The following is a 17,489-nucleotide window of genomic DNA, read 5'->3' as shown; positions in this document are numbered from 1 at the left end:
AAGATGAGATTTCCCATTACGCAAGTAAGTAAGATCCCTCAAAGACGATGAGGTAGATAGGTTCGAGGTGGAAGTGTGGTGACACATGGAGCTGACGAATACTAATCGATCGAGGACTTAACCAAAACGTTTGAAACATTCAATGCACCGTTTATCCAGTTTTGAAAGAACAATTCTTTCAACAAAAAAGAGAGCTTCAAGACACAAGTAGTACAAGGAAGCAAACGAGTGATTGAAGGAGCGTACTTCTGTACGTGACTGATTGAACGAGAGCAGCTGACGCAGTAATACGCCGTGTATTGCAGGTCGCATAAGTCTAGTGATGATGGCAAAGAGGTCACACCCGTTCCCATACCGAACACGGAAGTTAAGCTCTTTAGCGCCGATGGTAGTTGGGGGCTTCCCCCTGTGAGAGTAGGACGTCGCTAGGTAAAAAAAAACAGTCAGCTGTATGCTGGCTGTTTTTTTACTTTCTTTTTTGATAACTTTTAACTCTACTAAAGAGATTGTTCAAAAGTGTTTTCTGAATTTAAAAAATGCAAATAAATGCCTCGAAAATGTAGTTAATTATTTGTATTGTTTATCTTAATTGTTGTTTGTTAAAAATCTGAATTGTCTTTCTTTTATAAGTTCCTTGACAGTAGCAGTCCACGTTGTTAATCTTACAATTAATATTCTTTTAACTATAGGAGGAAGTTACGAAAATGTGGGAGACTAAATTTGCCAAAGAAGGTTTAACTTTTGATGATGTATTATTAGTACCAGCTCATTCCGAAGTACTACCGAAAGATGTTGATTTATCTGTTCAATTAACACCAAAGATTAAATTAAACATCCCAATGGTCAGCGCAGGTATGGATACAGTTACAGAGTCTAAAATGGCGATTGCTATGGCACGTCAAGGCGGTATCGGTATTATCCATAAAAATATGGGGATTGATGAGCAAGCTGAACAAGTAGAAAAAGTAAAACGTTCTGAAAATGGTGTTATTACAAACCCATTCTTCTTAACTCCGACACATCAAGTTTTCGATGCTGAGCATCTAATGGGTAAATACCGAATCTCTGGTGTTCCTATTGTTGATAGTATGGAAAATCAAAAGCTAGTAGGAATTATTACAAACCGTGATTTACGTTTTATCTCTGACTACTCTTTAAAAATTGAAGATGTAATGACGAAAGAAGATTTGATTACAGCTCCAGTTGGAACGACTTTAGAGGATGCTGAAAAAATTCTTCAACAATATAAAATCGAAAAGCTTCCAATTGTAGATGAAGAAGGTAGATTAACTGGACTTATTACAATTAAGGATATCGAGAAAGTGATTGAATTCCCGAATGCTGCGAAAGATACACATGGCCGTTTACTAGTAGGCGCAGCAGTTGGTGTATCAAAAGATACGATGGTACGTATTGAGAAGCTTGTAGAAGCACAAGTTGACATTGTTGTAATCGATACAGCCCATGGTCATTCAGAAGGCGTATTACAAACAATTCGCTCAATTCGTGAGACTTACCCTGAGCTAGAAATCATCGCTGGTAATGTTGCTACAGGAGAAGGCGCACGTGCATTATTTGAAGCAGGAGCAGATGTTGTTAAAGTAGGTATCGGTCCTGGTTCTATTTGTACTACACGTGTTGTAGCAGGTGTAGGTGTACCACAAATTACAGCAGTATATGATTGTGCTACAGTAGCTCGTGAGCTAGGTAAAACAATAATTGCTGATGGTGGTATTAAATACTCTGGTGATATCGTCAAAGCTCTAGCAGCTGGAGGCAACGTTGTAATGCTTGGTTCACTTCTAGCAGGTACATCTGAATCTCCTGGAGAAACAGAAATCTTCCAAGGACGTCGCTTTAAAGTTTATCGTGGTATGGGTTCTATCGGCGCAATGGAAAAAGGCTCTAAAGATCGTTACTTCCAAGAGGATGCAAAAAAATTAGTACCTGAAGGTATTGAAGGCCGTCTTCCTTATAAAGGACCATTAGCTGATACAATCTACCAACTGATTGGTGGTATTCGCGCTGGTATGGGTTATTGTGGAGCTCCACATCTTGAGCACCTACGCGAGAATGCACAATTTGTTAGAATGACAGGTGCTGGTCTACGTGAATCACATCCACATGATGTACAGATTACAAAAGAATCACCAAACTATTCCATGTAATATATTACTTGCAACTTTTATGCTTTCGCATCGTCTACAAAGATGGCGCGAGAGCATTTTTTTATGGTAGAGAGTCAACACGTTTGTTGTTATCTATGATAAAATGTCGAGGACAAGATTATTTTTTGGAGGGCTTTAAAGGTGAAAAAGAAAATGAACACCGTATTACGCTTACTCCTAATTCCTGTTTTATTATTTAGTATTTTTGCAGGTATTCCTGCCAATGCAAATGCAGAAACAGATTTAGGATTAACAGTGGATGCTGCGATTTTAATTGATGCAGATTCAGGGAAAATTTTATTTGAACAAAATGCAGATACTTCACTAGGTATTGCAAGTATGACAAAGATGATGACTGAATACCTGTTATTGGACGCGATTGATGCAGGGACAGTTAAGTGGGATCAAGAATATCACGTAACAGATTATACGTATCGTATGTCTCAAAATCGTGCATTAAGTAATGTACCTTTACGTAGAGATGGCACTTATACGATTCGTGAGCTATACGAGGCAATGGCAATCTATTCAGCAAATGCAGCAACCGTAGCCATTGCTGAAACGATCGCAGGTTCTGAAACTGAATTTTTAAAGTTAATGAATAAAAAAGCAGAAGAACTTGGTTTAGAGGGCTATAAATTTGTCAATGCTACTGGTCTTAATAATGCTGATTTATTTGGTATGCATCCATCAGGCACAGGACCAGAAGATGAAAATGTGATGCCTGCAAAATCTGTAGCAAAATTAGCATATCATTTATTAAAAGATCACCCAAAGGTATTAGAGACATCTAAAATTGCAAAAAAGACATTCCGTGAAGGGACAGAAGATGCAATTAAAATGTCTAACTGGAACTTTATGTTACCAGGGTTAGTGTATGAATATCAAGGTGTAGATGGATTAAAGACAGGTACAACAAACTTTGCAGGTCACTGCTTCACAGGTACTGCAGAGCGCAATGGTACTCGTTTGATTGCAGTTGTAATGAAGGCTGTTGATGCAAATGGACAAGGGTCCTATGAAGCTCGCTTTGATGCCACAGCGAAATTATTTAACTACGGCTTTTCACAATTCTCAAAGCAAGAAATTTTACCAGGGAACTATACATTCAAAGATCAAAAAACAGTTAAAGTGACAAAAGGTAAAGAAGACAAAGTATCGATTGCAGTAAAAGAACCAATTTCATTTATGATTAAGTCTTCTGATAAAGACTTATATAAACCTACATTGGTTTTAGATAAAAAGAGTTTAGAGGCAGACGTTAAAAAAGGCACTGTTGTAGGAAAGGTCGTTATTGAACGCACAGAAGGCACAGATTACGGCTTTATCGATGGCAAGGATATTTCATCCGATGTTGTCACAACAGAGGCTGTAGAGCGTGCTAGCGGTATCTCATTGTTCTTCCAAGGTGTAGGTAACTTCTTCGGTAATTTATGGGGAGGCATTACAGACTTTGTTGGTGGATTGTTTTAATATTTAAATACGAGCACATGAATGTACGTAAGCATTCATGTGCTTTTTCACATTTTTACACGCTATAGCATACGCTAATAGGCGAAAGGATGTGGCTAAATGTGTGGTATTACAGGCTGGGCTAGTTTTCAAAAGGACTTAAGAACAAGTGACACAATAGTAAAATCGATGACGCAAACATTAAATAAGAGAGGGCCAGATGATGAAAATATTTGGTGTAGTGAGCATATTGCATTTGGCCATCGACGGTTGGCTGTTATTGATTTAATCGGTGGCAAACAGCCAATGAAAAAAATCCATGATGGTTTGAACTATGTCATTACATATAATGGCGAACTTTATAATACAGAGGAGCTACGTAAGGAACTTCAAAAAAGAGGGCACAGCTTTACAACACAATCGGATACTGAAGTACTATTAACTGCCTATATTGAATGGAAAGAGCAGTGTGTAGAATTTCTAAATGGTATTTTTGCCTTCGGTGTTTGGGATGAGCAAACGCAGTCTTTATTTTTGTGTCGAGACCGACTAGGCGTAAAACCCTTGTATTATACAGAGCAACAAGATGGTGTACTTTTTGCATCTGAAGTGAAGGCTCTGCTAGCACACCCTACGGTTCAAGCATGTGTAAATGTTGAAGGGTTGGCAAGTATGATGGCTGTAGGGCCTTCTAGAGAGCCAGGTAAAACCCTTTTTCAAAATATTAAAGAATTACGACCTGGCTATGCTATGCGATTCTCTAGAGAAGGAGGTTTAAGAAGTTGGCCGTATTGGCAGCTACAAAGCCGTAGACATGAAGAAACATTAGGAGAAACGATTGAACATGTTGGTTTTTTGTTAACGGATGCTATTGAACGTCAGCTAGTTTCGGATGTACCCATTTGTACGTTTCTTTCAGGAGGACTAGATTCCAGTATTATCACAGGCATAGCAGCAAATAGATTCCAACAGCAAAGCCAGCAATTGCATACGTATTCTATTGATTATGAAGACAATGAGCGCTTCTTTAACCCACATTCTTTCCAAACCTCCACAGATACGTACTGGATTCAAAAAATGACAGAAACTTTCAAGACAGCTCACCACGCAGAGGAAATCACCCAGCAACAGTTAATTGATTTATTAGTAGAATCGGTCATTGTTCGCGATTCCCCAGGTATGGCAGATGTGGATTCCTCGTTATTATGGTTTTGTCGGGAAATAAAAAGGGAATTTACTGTAGCGCTATCAGGAGAGTGTGCAGATGAAATTTTTGGTGGTTATCCATGGTTTAAAGATAGGACTACTGGTTTCCCTTGGATACGTTCATTGTCTGAAAGAAGTGCATTACTCCAAGAGAAGTGGAACAACAAATTAAAAATTGAAGCCTATGCACAACAACTATATACACAAACAATAGCTGAAGTTCCTTTGTTAGATGGAGAAGGTCTAGCAGAGGCAAAGCATCGCGAAATGTCCTACTTAAATATGCTATGGTTTATGCAAACATTATTAGAGCGGAAGGATCGTATGAGTATGGGGGCAAGTTTAGAGGTACGTGTCCCTTTTGCAGATCATCGGCTTGTAGAATATGCCTGGAATATTCCGTGGGAAATGAAGAATTTGGATGGAATAGAAAAAGGATTACTTCGAAAATCAATGGCACATCTATTGCCGAATGAAGTGTTATATCGTAAAAAAAATCCTTATCCAAAAACATATCATCCTGTCTATACAGCAGGAGTGCAAAAATGGTTGAAGGAAATTCTACATGATAAAAATTCAATCTTGCATGAACTATTTGAACGACAAAAGCTTGCGGAGTTAATTGAATCGGGAGGTAGCTCTTTTAAGGTTCCATGGTATGGGCAGTTAATGGCAGGTCCCCAGCTTTTAGCTTATCTAGGGCAAATTCATACTTGGTTTGAGCATTATCAAATTCAATTAATTGAGACTTAATATAAAATGACCCATCTACGTAGATGGGTCATTTTTTTGTATGCTCCAGCAATCCATCAACTGCTCAATGGATGATTCGATTGCTTGTACGGGAATCCCTCCAAAACCTAATAAAAATTGAGCTTGTGAAGATTCATAATGATCTAGTCTATAGGCTGATAATGGATAAATACCGATCTCTGCTTGAGAGGCGAGCTGTTGTAATTGTTTTTCTGAAAATGTGTGTTGAACCTCTAATAAAATATGCATACCCGCTTGTTCACCAGTAATGTTAATGGATGATGAATATTTTTCTAAAATAGAAGTTAGTTTATCATGTTTTTTACGATAAATTTTACGCATACGATTGAGATGCTTTGCAAAATGCCCATCACCCATAAAATTTGCTACAATATGCTGATCAAAACGAGGCACCGTTGATGAATAATAATTAAAGACATCGTTATAAGTAGCAAGTAGTTTAGGTGGAAGTACAAAATAAGCTACTCGCAAGGATGGCATTAAAGATTTAGTAAAAGTACTCATGTAAATAACTTTATCGTTTCGATCTAATGCATGTAGGGCAGGAATTGGTTTTCCAGCATAACGAAATTCCGAATCATAATCATCCTCAATAATATAACGAGAGGTGCTTTGTGCCGCCCAATTTAAAGCTTGTGCTCGTCTTGTAGCAGATAATACAGCCCCAGTTGGGAATTGATGTGAGGGTGTAATATACACAACATTAGCATTTGTTTTTTCGAGATCATGAATAATTATGCCCTCTTCATCAACTGCAATTGGATAAACTTTTCGTTTATGCTGCGAAAACATTCGATGGACGGCAGGGTATCCGGGGTTTTCTAATGCAAAGCTGGTGTCCTCACTAAAAAGACGGAGAATCATAGGGAGGAGCTGCTCTGTCCCTGAACCAATAACAATTTGTTCAGGGTGGCATACAACACCACGGGATTGATATAAATAATTAGCAATCTCTGTGCGTAAAGACAGTTCACCTTGTGGTTCCCCTGTTAATAATAGCTCCTTTGAGGTATCGTCAAAAAGCTCTTTTGCATACTTTCTCCATGTTTGAAATGGAAAAGCATCGATATCAATAGATCCTGGATTAAAATCGATTTTGTAAGACTTTTTCTTAGGATATTCATTAATGGACGCCATAGTATCTTGTTGAATGTAAGGCAGTTCATCTATTTCTTCTACAAAATAGCCAATACGTGATTTGGACATAATATAGCCTTCAGCTAATAGCTGAGCATAGGCAATTTCAATTGTTGTTTGGGAAATGTTTAAAAAATCAGCTAATTTTCTTTTTGAAGGCAGTTTTTCTCCTACAGTTATTTTTTTAGAAATAATAGCTTCTTTAATACCGTTATAAAGCTGATCATAAAGCGGTTTATCACTATCTCTTTCAAGCTGGAATAAAAGCATATCCATGATCTGGAACCTCCTGACCCTATAAATTATTTAAAAACTGGATATTTTGATATGGTCAATTTCTATTATACTAAACTTCATCATAAAGGTGGAGGTTAGAAAATGAAACAAACAGGTACAGAGCTAGTAAAGCGTGGAATGGCAGAAATGCAAAAAGGCGGCGTCATTATGGATGTCATTAATGCAGAGCAAGCAAAAATTGCAGAAGCTGCAGGTGCTGTAGCAGTTATGGCATTAGAAAGAGTACCGTCAGATATTCGGAAAGCAGGTGGCGTTGCACGCATGGCCGATCCTCGTATTGTTGAGGAAGTGATGGGGGCTGTAACTATTCCTGTGATGGCCAAAGCACGTATTGGTCATATTGTTGAAGCACGTGTCTTAGAAGCAATGGGTGTTGATTATATTGATGAAAGTGAAGTTTTAACACCAGCAGATGAAGAGTACCATTTATTAAAAAGTGAATACACAGTACCGTTTGTGTGTGGCTGTCGCGATTTAGGGGAGGCAGCCCGTCGTATCGGGGAAGGTGCCTCGATGTTACGAACTAAAGGTGAACCAGGTACAGGGAATATTGTGGAGGCCGTTCGCCATATTCGTAAAGTAAATGCACAAGTTCGTAAAGTCGTAGGAATGACAGAGGATGAATTAATGACAGAGGCGAAATTACTAGGAGCTCCTTTCGAGTTATTAAGAGAAATTAAACGTCTTGGTCGTTTACCAGTAGTAAACTTCGCAGCAGGAGGAGTGGCGACGCCTGCTGATGCAGCCTTAATGATGGAACTTGGAGCTGATGGCGTTTTCGTTGGTTCAGGTATTTTTAAATCTGAGAACCCTGAAAAATTTGCACGTGCCATTGTAGAGGCGACTACTCATTATAAAGACTATAAGCTTATTGCGGAAATATCAAAAGAGCTCGGAGTGCCAATGAAGGGGATTGATATTGCACAGCTTGGACACAACGAGCGTATGCAAGAGCGAGGTTGGTAGCATGAAGCGAATTGGTGTATTAGCATTACAAGGAGCAGTTCGTGAGCATATACAAATGTTAGAAGCTCTTGGTTGTGAAGCAATTCAAGTAAAACAAAGAAAGGATTTAGGAAACCTAGATGGACTTGTGTTACCAGGTGGAGAAAGCACAACAATGAGAAAATTGCTGGATCGATTTGATCTGCTAGAGTCAATTCGTGGACTTGCACAGCAAGGATTACCGATGCTTGGTACATGTGCGGGATTAATTTTATTAGCCAAGGATCTAATTGAAGATGAACCACATTTGGCTGTGATGGACGTGACTGTAGCAAGAAACTCATATGGACGTCAGGTGGATAGCTTCGAAGTACAACTAGATATTCCTAAAGTAGGTGTAGGGATTCCAGCAGTATTTATTCGTGCACCTCATATTGAAGCGGTAGGTAAAGGTGTTGAAATTCTTGCAAAACATGATGGGAAAATAATCTTGGCACAAGATGGCCATTTATTGGGTTGTTCGTTTCATCCCGAATTAACAGAGGATACACGAATTCTTGAATATTTTGTAACCTCTATGGTATGACTTGCAAAATTTGTTTTCATATAGTACAGTATGGTTAAATTTTAAATAACTGAACACGATGATGGGAAGTAGTAGCAAGCACGTTTTTTTTAGAGAGTCAGCGGCTGGTGGAAGCTGATAAAAGCACTTGTGAATCCGTCCTGGAGTTGCACAGTCGAAGTGAATGAAGTAGGCTGTAGCCGGCTGAAATGCCGTTATGAAATAAGTGGATTAGGCAGAAATGTGTCTAGTCAATTAGGGTGGCAACGCGGGTAGCTCTCGTCCCTTTTTAGGGATGAGGGCTTTTTTGTGTTCATTTCGCTGCTACGATTTTCCATCATGAAGAAACTATTGGAGGTATGAAGATGTTAGATATTAAACGCGTACGCGATAATTTCGCGGAAATTAAAGAGATGTTATTAACACGTAATGAAGATTTAGGAAATTTAGATGACTTTGAAGGCTTAGATGCAAAACGTCGTGAATTGATTGCCAAAACAGAAGAATTAAAAGCAGAACGCAATAAAGTATCTGAACAAATCTCAGTTATGAAACGCAACAAAGAAAATGCTGATGAAGTCATTGCTCGTATGCGTCAGGTTGGCGATGAAATTAAAGAATTAGATGTACAATTAAATGATGTTGAAGAACGCTTTAAAGATATGATGATGCGTTTACCAAATATCCCACATGAATCTGTACCAGTAGGCACAACAGAGGATGACAATGTTGAAGAATATACGTGGGGTGAAATTCCGACATTTGATTTTGATATTAAAGCACACTGGGACCTTGCAACGGATTTAAAAATTGTAGACTTTGAACGTGGCGCGAAAGTAACAGGTAGCCGTTTCTTATTCTATCGTGGTCTTGGTGCTCGTTTAGAACGAGCATTAATGACATTCATGATGGATTTACATGCAGAGGAGCATGGTTACGAGGAAATGCTACCACCTGTCATTGTTAATCGAGATAGCCTAACAGGTACAGGGCAACTTCCGAAATTTGAGGAAGATGTATTCAAATTAGAGGAAACAGATTATTTTATGATTCCAACTGCAGAAGTACCAGTAACGAACTTCTATCGAGATGAGATTTTACCGGCTGAAGCTTTACCACAAGGCTTTGCAGCGTATAGTGCTTGCTTCCGTTCAGAAGCGGGATCTGCAGGTCGTGATACACGTGGTTTAATTCGTCAACACCAGTTCAATAAAGTAGAATTAGTACGTTTTGTAAAACCAGAGGAGTCATACGAACAATTAGAGCTACTAACAAGTCATGCAGAAAAAGTATTACAATTACTAGGCTTACCATATCGTAAGTTAAAAATGTGTACAGCTGATTTAGGTTTTACTGCAGCGAAAAAATATGATTTAGAAGTTTGGATTCCTGCACAAAACATGTACCGTGAAATTTCTTCTTGCTCTAACTTTGAGGATTTCCAGGCACGACGAGCAAATATCCGCTTCCGTCGTGAGCCAAATGCAAAACCAGAATATGTGCATACATTAAACGGCTCAGGTCTTGCCATTGGCCGTACAGTTGCTGCTCTTCTAGAAAACTACCAACAAGCTGATGGCAGCGTAGTAATTCCTGAAGTTTTAAGACCTTATATGGGCGGTAAAGAAGTAATCGCACCAAAATAAACGACAGATAAAGCTATTTTAGACAATTCCTTTATGGATGTTCTAAAATAGCTTTTTTGTGTTGCAAAAATTGAATTCTCTCATAATTTTTGAAAATTCGTTATAATGGGTAATATTCATGGGGACAAGGGGGAGAAATTCATGGAATTGCAACAATTTGCACAGGCTTTCAGTGAATTTGATAATGTTTTAATTACAGATGATAAAGGCTGTGCAATCTTTTATGATTTAGCAGATTTAAATATATTATTGGAAATCGGCTTAACACCAGATGAATTTTTTCACAGCACTGTGACTGATAATTATCAAAATTTATCACCTGAGACAAGTACTGTTTTTCAAGTCATACAAACAGGGCAGCCAGTTTTATACTATGAACAACAACTGACAACATTGAACGGTTTTAGTTATTTATCATTGAGTTCGACCTATCCCATTATGGAGCATGGAAAAGCCATTGGTGCCATTGAATTTTCAAAACATTTTTATGAAACTAAGCAAATTAAATACTTAGATAATTTCCTGGGACATAAATTATATCGAGATAATCATACAACCTATCGTTTAGAGGATTACATTACAACAAACGCCGAAATGAAAACTCAACTTGAAAAGGCACGTCGTAGTGCTCAAAAAAGTGCACCCGTTTTACTAACTGGGGAAACTGGAACTGGGAAAGATATAATCGCACAAGGCATACACAATGAAAGTGAACGCTATACAAAGCCGTTTATTACTTTGAACTGCTCAACATTAACAGAGGATAATATATTTACGCAGCTATACGGCTCGGACAATGAAGCAAAAAGTGGAAAATTACAGGAGGCTAATGGTGGGACGCTACTCATCGATCACCTTAATTTATTGGATATATCTTTGCAGGCGAAACTTTTACATGCGGTAGATATAAAAGTGTTAAATGGTGAGCCCTTGGATATAAGGTATATTACTACTGTCAATGAAGATGTGGACAAACTATTAGCTGAAAAAAGGCTACGCGAGGACTTATTTTATCGCTTAAATGTTCTTCAAATTGATTTGCCACCGCTAAGAGTAAGGAAGGAAGATATTCCCCTTATCCTTGATTTTTATATACAATTTTACAATGAACATACACTACAGAAAAATGTAAGCTATTGTAATGAAGTAATTCAGTTATTTTATGCCTATCATTGGCCGGGGAATGTGCGTGAACTAAAAAATGCCCTTGAATCGGCATATAATAATTTGCTTGGGGATGAAATACTTGTTGAACATGTTCCAGAGAGGATTAAAAAAAATGTTCAACATTCAATTCAATCTATCATGCAAAACAACCAATCTGGACATTTACGAGATTTAACGGAAGCCTACGAGCGTCTAATTATAGCGGAAAAGTTGCGTGAAACTGATGGACGATTAGCGGAAACAGCTAGACGTTTAGGTATATCTCGTCAATTACTAAAATATAAGTGTTTAAAATATGAATTGTTGTAAAAAAAATTTTACAAAAAGGGGATAAAAATTTATCTCCTTTTTTCGTGTTATTAAATTTTTTATTATTTAGATAAATCTTCTGTAAACGATTATAAAGGGGTTGAGGATATGTCTAAAGTTGTGCAGCATACGATAATCGTGGGGCTAGCCTTATTTGCTATATTTTTTGGTGCTGGGAATTTAATATTTCCGCCATCCATAGGAAATAGTGCAGGGGAATCATGGATTTCCGCTCTGATGGGCTTTAGCTTAACGGGTGTTATTTTACCTGTGCTTGCGGTGTATGCAATTTATAATACTGGGGGAACTGTGGAAGCGCTCACAAGACCAATCGGAAATTGGTTTTATAAAGCCTTTAATACGGTCATGATGGTTTGTATTGGGATGGTTGTCACAATACCGAGGATGTCAGCAACAACTCATGAATTAGGAGTATCACAAATTATTCCGAACGTACCTTTAATTGTGTCAGTATTAGCATTTTTCGTGATTTGCTTTTACTTTGCGATGGACCAATCAAATGTGATCGATAAGATTGGCAAATGGTTGACGCCTGTTCTTGTTCTTATCCTTATCATCCTCATTGGTAAAGGGGTACTAGATCCAATAGGAACGGCAATTGATACAGGAGCAGAAAGGGTTTTTGCCAACTCCATAATAGCAGCCTATCAAACAGGAGATGTGGGAACAGGTATTCTTTGTGCGCCAATCTTTTTAGCAGCAATAGTTGGCTATGGCTATAAAGGGAAACAATCTAAAAAGGTCGCGCTTGGTGGAATGGCTATTGCTGCAATAGGGTTAATTGCAGTATATGGTGGCCTGCTCTATTTAGGGGCTACAAGTAGTGGCATCATCACAAATCCGGGCAGTGATACAGAACTATTAGCGGGCATTGCCTTTAGTGTCATTGGTAATTTGGGTAAAGCGTTACTAGCTATATGTGTTGTTTTTGCCTGCTTAACATCAGCGATTGGCGTCATGGTCATATCCTCACAGTTTTTAAATGAACTAACAAAAGAGAAGCTTGGCTATAGAACGTGGGTCTTTATTATGTGTGTAGTAGGCGCAACTATTGGCTCCTTAGGTGTAGGTGCCATCGTTGAAATTACATTGCCGATTTTCTTGGTAATTTATCCAGTCATTATTGTACTTGTGCTACTGGGAGCCTTTGATCGTTTTGTACCAAATGCAGGAGCCTATAAAGGAACTGTCCTATTTGCATTTCTAGTAAGCGTCGTTGAAACATTTGCTAGCTATGAAATTACGATACCTGGTGTGACACAGTTGGTCATGCATTTACCATTGCAGTCTAGTGGATTTGCTTGGATTATGCCATCTATTGTTGGCTTTATTATCGGTACTATTTTGCATAAGGTGCTGAAAGCAGAAGATCCTGAAAAATCTACTTTTGGTATGGAAGAAATAGGAGTTGAAAAATGATGAAAATTATTTGTAACGCAAAGATTTATACGGCAGATACTAATCAGCCATCTGCAACGGCTATGGTAATTGAAGAAGGAAAGGTACTTTGGATTGGACAACAGGAAGATTTACCTCCCTATAAGGGAGAAGTAATAGAGGTACAAGGAAAGCTCATTATTCCTGGGATTATTGACGCTCATATGCATCCCATTATGTTAGCAGATGTTATGGAACAAGTGGCTTGTTTACCTCCATATATTTATTCTATTGAGGATATAATTAATGCATTAGCAAACTATGATGCAAGTCAGCGGGGATGGCTATTAGGCTGGGGCTATGATGAAGGGAAACTAAAGGAAAGAAGAGCGCCTTTAAAAGAGGACTTAGACCGTGCCTCTACAGAGTTACCTGTCATTGTTATGCGTACATGTGGTCATATCATATCGGTCAATAGTAGAGCATTAGCAATCGCAGGTATTACGAAGGATACACTTGATCCACAGGGTGGACAAATCGATCGTGATGAAAATGGGGAACCTACAGGCATACTGCGTGAAAATGCACGTAATCTAGTACTACAGCATTTACCTACACCATCTGAAGAAGAGATTGTCAAAAGGCTTCTAAAGCTATCACAAACTTTGGCATCCTATGGTGTAACAAGTATTACAGAATTAATGGCCACGGTAGCGCCTATTGATTATTTAGGCCTGTATCGTAAAGCCCGAGAAAAAGGTTTTAAGCAACGCGTAGCAGTTTATTATATCTGGGAGGATATTCAACGATATGAGCTGTTAACAGCAAATACTATTGATCGTTCTGCAGGAGCCTATATCGGAGGCATTAAGCTATTTTCGGATGGCAGTGTTTCAGGCCGTACAGCACTTGTTTCTGAGCCATTTTTGGGAAGTGATGAAAAAGGCATAGCGATGACTTCGAAAGAGGAGCTGCTAGCGGCTGCTGCGGTAGCAAAAGAATATGGTATTCAATTAGTGGTTCATGCAATGGGGGACAGAGCCATTGATCTAATTGTCGACACATTTTATGAGGAAAAGGCTTGGTTAACAGATGCACCGTCTGTTCGTATTGAGCATGCAGCCATGCCATCTAAAAGTGCCTTGCAAAAAGCTGCTGAATGGGGGATAGGCTTTGTGCCACAACCCATCTTCTTATTTTGTGAAATTGAGAGTTATTTAGAGAATCTAGGGCTAGAAAAAACACAGACATTATATGGTGTACAAACATTTCTCAAGAGGGGGATTGCGACAGCGCTCTCTTCAGATGCACCTGCTACATCATGGGCAGAAGCGGCTAATCCCTTTGTGACGATACAAGCAGCCGTTACACGAACAGCTTATGATGGCACAGATTTAGGCGCCGCAGAAAAAATCTCTGTAGAGGAGGCATTACAGCTATACACAGTTGATGCCAAGACGATGATTCGTATGGAGAACGTTGGTCAGTTAAAAGAGGGCTATGAAGCTAATTTTGTTGTACTAACAGACGATTTGCTGACGCTTTCACATAACCAGCTTATGCATGTAAAACCATTCGCTACATATATCGAAGGAGAATGTGTTTTTACACAATCCACTATTCAAGCTCAATAAATTAGTTATGAAGATGGTCGCTGCTACGACATATTTCATATATATCGCCATTCCCTTAAATATTAAAGAAGGTGTCTCATTAGGAGGCACCTTCTTTAAAGACCATTTACATCGTTGGAAGCTAATCGTGCTTTTTTCTCAGCTTTTTTACGGTCTCGTAATGCCTTAAAAAAGTCTGTTAAAATTTGACCACATTCCTCGGCTAAAATCCCTTCTGTTACATCACATTCATGATTAAAGCGTTCATCATTTAATAAATGGTAAAGAGAATCTACACAGCCAGCTTTTTGATCTCTTGCCCCATAAACAACTCGGGGTACACGTGATTGGAGAATGGCTCCTGCACACATTGGACAAGGCTCCAATGTAACATAAAGAGTAGTATCCTCCAGTCGCCAACTCCCTATTTTTTTGCAGGCTTCTTGAATCACTAACAGCTCCGCATGTGTTGTTGCATTTTGCGTTGTTTCTCTTAAATTATGCGCACGTGCAATGATTTTCCCTTCATAAACAAGTACTGCACCAATTGGTACTTCCCCAAGTACTGCAGCCTGTTGAGCTTCCTCTAATGCTTGTTTCATAAATAAACGATCTGCGTCAAAAATATCCACTCATATCTCTCCTTAACAGTAGTGTAGCGTGCTGAAGTGGTAATTGCTACTTTTACTTCTTTTCGGATGATATATTCATTTAAAATCAACGATTGACCTGTAATATGTCGAAGCATAAATACTTGTTGACATTCCTTATATATCCATATATATTTATATATGAACACATGCTCATATATAAATATTGAAGAATGGGGTAAACTTCTATGGATGAAAAATTAAACAGTTCAGAAATGCAAAAAAATATTGATCAGCATTTAGATGAAGAGACATTATTTGTAGTATCTCAGACTTTTAAAGCCTTGAGTGATCCAACACGAATTCGTATTTTAAACTTACTTTGTTCAGATGAACATTCTGTTAATGATATTGCAGAAATTTTAGATTTAGGCCAATCAACGGTTTCCCACCAATTACGCTTTCTTAAAAATTTAAGATTGGTGAAATTTAGAAGGGAAGGAACAACCTTATATTATTCTAAGGACGATGATCACATTATGAATTTATTGAAGCAGGCTATTGAGCATGCGGCTCATAACTAAAATGAAATGAGGGAATAACAATGGGACATCAACACGACCATGGCCATGATCATACACATGGTGCAAATAAAAAGGTATTATTACTGTCGTTTATTATTATTACAGGGTATATGGTAGTGGAAGCCATTGGTGGCTTTTTAACAAATAGTTTGGCTCTTTTATCAGATGCAGGGCATATGTTAAGTGACTCTATCTCTTTAGGTATAGCCATGTTAGCTTTTATGTTTGGGGAAAAAGCTGCAAGCTATAGTAAAACATACGGCTATAAACGATTTGAGATTTTAGCTGCAGTATTGAATGGCATTACATTAATAGGAATCGCATTATTTATTTTCTATGAAGCGATTGAACGATTTACAAACCCACCAGAAGTAGCTACAACTGGAATGCTTATAATCAGTACAATTGGTTTGTTCGTTAACATTTTAGTTGCCTGGATTATGATGCGTGGAAGTGATACAAAGGATAATTTAAATATGCGCGGAGCATTTTTACATGTACTAAGTGATATGCTAGGATCTGTAGGCGCTATTGTTGCGGCACTATTAATTATGTTTTTTGGCTGGGGCTGGGCAGATCCTCTTGCAAGCGTTGTTGTTGCATTATTGGTCGTACGAAGTGGCTACCATGTCACAAAAGCCTCGATTCATGTATTAATGGAGGGGACACCTTCAAATATAGATGTTCAGGAGATTATTCAGCTAATAGAGCAGACTGATGGAATAGAAAGTATCCACGATTTACACATCTGGACAATAACTAGTGGAACGAATGCATTATCCTGTCATGCAGTTGTAAATGATCAATTGAAAATAGCTGAGAGTGAGCATATCTTGCGGAAAATTGAACATAATCTTCAACATAAGGGCATTAAGCATATAACAATTCAATTAGAAACATCCTTACATCGACATGATAATTCTATTTTATGTAAATTAGAAAATGACCATGAACATCATCACGATGATAAATAAAATTTTTTATGACTTGCATACCCTTCGTGGGTATAGTATGATAATTACAAATAGGAGGTGTAGTGAATGGAGGAGACAGTAAAAGAGGATGCTTGTCATACAGAGGAAGCTACGTCTTGCCGAAAAAGTCATCACCCTGAGCGTGTGAAAAAGGATCTAACAACTCGCTTAAATCGAATTGAAGGTCAGATTCGAGGTATTAAGGGAATGATTGATAAAGACGTTTACTGTGATGATATTATTACGCAACTATCTGCTACACAATCTGCATTAAATAGTGTGGCAAAAATATTATTAGAAGGTCATTTAAAGGGCTGTGTTGTGGATCGTCTATCAGAGGGCGATGAAGCAGTATTAGATGAGTTAGTAATAACGATTCAAAAGTTAATGAAAAAATAGATTGAAAACATACAAAAGGAGAGATTTTATTATGCAAAACGTAACATTAAACGTACAAGGAATGTCATGTGGTCATTGTGTAAACGCGGTTGAAAAAAACGTTGGTGCTTTAGCTGGTGTTGAACAAGTAAAAGTAAATTTAGCAGAAGGTTTAGTTGATGTTGCATTTGACGATGCACAAGTATCACTTGATCAAATTAAAGAGACAATTGATGATCAAGGCTATGAAGTAAAATAAAATTTGTAGAGTGCTTCTGTGGCACTC

General features: G+C 38.2%; 15 protein-coding genes, 2 rRNA genes and 1 other annotated feature. Of the genes, 15 read left to right on the top strand and 2 right to left on the bottom strand.

What is annotated here, in order from left to right:
- The 5 genes from NY607_RS23220 to asnB form a co-directional block, all read left to right on the top strand.
- Window positions 1–125, top strand: a 23S ribosomal RNA gene (locus NY607_RS23220); the annotation flags it as partial.
- Window positions 126–315: 190 nt separating this feature from the next.
- Window positions 316–431 (top strand): 5S ribosomal RNA (gene rrf / locus NY607_RS23215).
- A gap of 273 nt (window positions 432–704) precedes the next feature.
- Complete coding sequence (gene guaB / locus NY607_RS23210; RefSeq protein WP_004233999.1) at window positions 705–2,168, top strand: IMP dehydrogenase; 1,464 nt, start codon at window positions 705–707, stop codon at window positions 2,166–2,168.
- A gap of 141 nt (window positions 2,169–2,309) precedes the next feature.
- Window positions 2,310–3,641 carry a D-alanyl-D-alanine carboxypeptidase family protein gene (locus NY607_RS23205; protein ID WP_131522626.1) on the top strand — a complete coding sequence of 444 codons (1,332 nt, stop codon included), beginning with the start codon at window positions 2,310–2,312 and terminating at the stop codon, window positions 3,639–3,641.
- A 99-nt stretch (window positions 3,642–3,740) separates the two neighbouring features.
- Window positions 3,741–5,579 carry an asparagine synthase (glutamine-hydrolyzing) gene (gene asnB / locus NY607_RS23200; RefSeq protein ID WP_131522627.1) on the top strand — a complete coding sequence of 613 codons (1,839 nt, stop codon included), beginning with the start codon at window positions 3,741–3,743 and terminating at the stop codon, window positions 5,577–5,579.
- Window positions 5,580–5,594: 15 nt separating this feature from the next.
- Here asnB and pdxR read toward each other — a convergent pair whose 3' ends face one another.
- Window positions 5,595–7,013 (bottom strand): MocR-like pyridoxine biosynthesis transcription factor PdxR, encoded by a 1,419-nt coding sequence (pdxR, locus tag NY607_RS23195; RefSeq protein ID WP_082148118.1) that lies wholly within the window; start codon window positions 7,011–7,013, stop codon window positions 5,595–5,597.
- Between the two features lie 102 nt (window positions 7,014–7,115).
- Here pdxR and pdxS point away from each other — a divergent pair, with 102 nt between their 5' ends.
- The 6 genes from pdxS to NY607_RS23165 all read left to right on the top strand — a co-directional run bounded on the left by pdxS (window position 7,116) and on the right by NY607_RS23165 (window position 14,698).
- A complete protein-coding gene (gene pdxS, locus NY607_RS23190; protein ID WP_036075157.1) occupies window positions 7,116–8,000 on the top strand; it encodes a pyridoxal 5'-phosphate synthase lyase subunit PdxS in 885 nt (294 codons plus the stop codon).
- A 1-nt stretch (window position 8,001) separates the two neighbouring features.
- A complete protein-coding gene (gene pdxT / locus NY607_RS23185; protein ID WP_259420431.1) occupies window positions 8,002–8,565 on the top strand; it encodes a pyridoxal 5'-phosphate synthase glutaminase subunit PdxT in 564 nt (187 codons plus the stop codon).
- A 49-nt stretch (window positions 8,566–8,614) separates the two neighbouring features.
- Window positions 8,615–8,834, top strand: a binding site (T-box leader).
- Between the two features lie 75 nt (window positions 8,835–8,909).
- Window positions 8,910–10,190, top strand: coding sequence for a serine--tRNA ligase (gene serS / locus NY607_RS23180; protein WP_131522631.1), 1,281 nt, complete (start codon window positions 8,910–8,912; stop codon window positions 10,188–10,190).
- A gap of 141 nt (window positions 10,191–10,331) precedes the next feature.
- The gene (locus NY607_RS23175) at window positions 10,332–11,666 is read left to right on the top strand and encodes a sigma 54-interacting transcriptional regulator (protein WP_259420430.1); all 1,335 of its coding nucleotides are present in this window, start codon (window positions 10,332–10,334) and stop codon (window positions 11,664–11,666) included.
- Window positions 11,667–11,774: 108 nt separating this feature from the next.
- Window positions 11,775–13,106 (top strand): branched-chain amino acid transport system II carrier protein, encoded by a 1,332-nt coding sequence (gene brnQ, locus NY607_RS23170; protein ID WP_259420429.1) that lies wholly within the window; start codon window positions 11,775–11,777, stop codon window positions 13,104–13,106.
- Window positions 13,103–14,698, top strand: coding sequence for an amidohydrolase (locus NY607_RS23165; protein WP_131522634.1), 1,596 nt, complete (start codon window positions 13,103–13,105; stop codon window positions 14,696–14,698). The genes brnQ and NY607_RS23165 overlap by 4 nt, the downstream gene beginning before the upstream one ends.
- A gap of 95 nt (window positions 14,699–14,793) precedes the next feature.
- On the opposite strand, the gene tadA is transcribed toward NY607_RS23165, so the two are convergent.
- Window positions 14,794–15,309 (bottom strand): tRNA adenosine(34) deaminase TadA, encoded by a 516-nt coding sequence (gene tadA, locus NY607_RS23160; RefSeq protein ID WP_131522635.1) that lies wholly within the window; start codon window positions 15,307–15,309, stop codon window positions 14,794–14,796.
- Between the two features lie 206 nt (window positions 15,310–15,515).
- On the opposite strand from tadA, the gene NY607_RS23155 reads away from it, so the two are divergent.
- From NY607_RS23155 to copZ, 4 genes are all read left to right on the top strand, one after another.
- The gene (locus tag NY607_RS23155) at window positions 15,516–15,851 is read left to right on the top strand and encodes an ArsR/SmtB family transcription factor (protein WP_016995255.1); all 336 of its coding nucleotides are present in this window, start codon (window positions 15,516–15,518) and stop codon (window positions 15,849–15,851) included.
- A gap of 20 nt (window positions 15,852–15,871) precedes the next feature.
- Window positions 15,872–16,825 carry a cation diffusion facilitator family transporter gene (locus NY607_RS23150; protein ID WP_131522636.1) on the top strand — a complete coding sequence of 318 codons (954 nt, stop codon included), beginning with the start codon at window positions 15,872–15,874 and terminating at the stop codon, window positions 16,823–16,825.
- 66 nt (window positions 16,826–16,891) lie between these two features.
- Window positions 16,892–17,224 carry a metal-sensing transcriptional repressor gene (locus NY607_RS23145; protein ID WP_004233976.1) on the top strand — a complete coding sequence of 111 codons (333 nt, stop codon included), beginning with the start codon at window positions 16,892–16,894 and terminating at the stop codon, window positions 17,222–17,224.
- Window positions 17,225–17,255: 31 nt separating this feature from the next.
- Window positions 17,256–17,462 (top strand): copper chaperone CopZ, encoded by a 207-nt coding sequence (gene copZ / locus NY607_RS23140; RefSeq protein ID WP_036121975.1) that lies wholly within the window; start codon window positions 17,256–17,258, stop codon window positions 17,460–17,462.
- Window positions 17,463–17,489: the final 27 nt, after the last annotated feature.

Source organism: Lysinibacillus sp. A4 (genome assembly GCF_024919535.1).
GTDB classification, from domain to species: Bacteria; Bacillota; Bacilli; order Bacillales_A; family Planococcaceae; genus Lysinibacillus; species Lysinibacillus capsici.
Note: the sequence above shows the minus strand (reverse complement) of the source record. Positions and strands in the feature narration are given on the sequence as shown.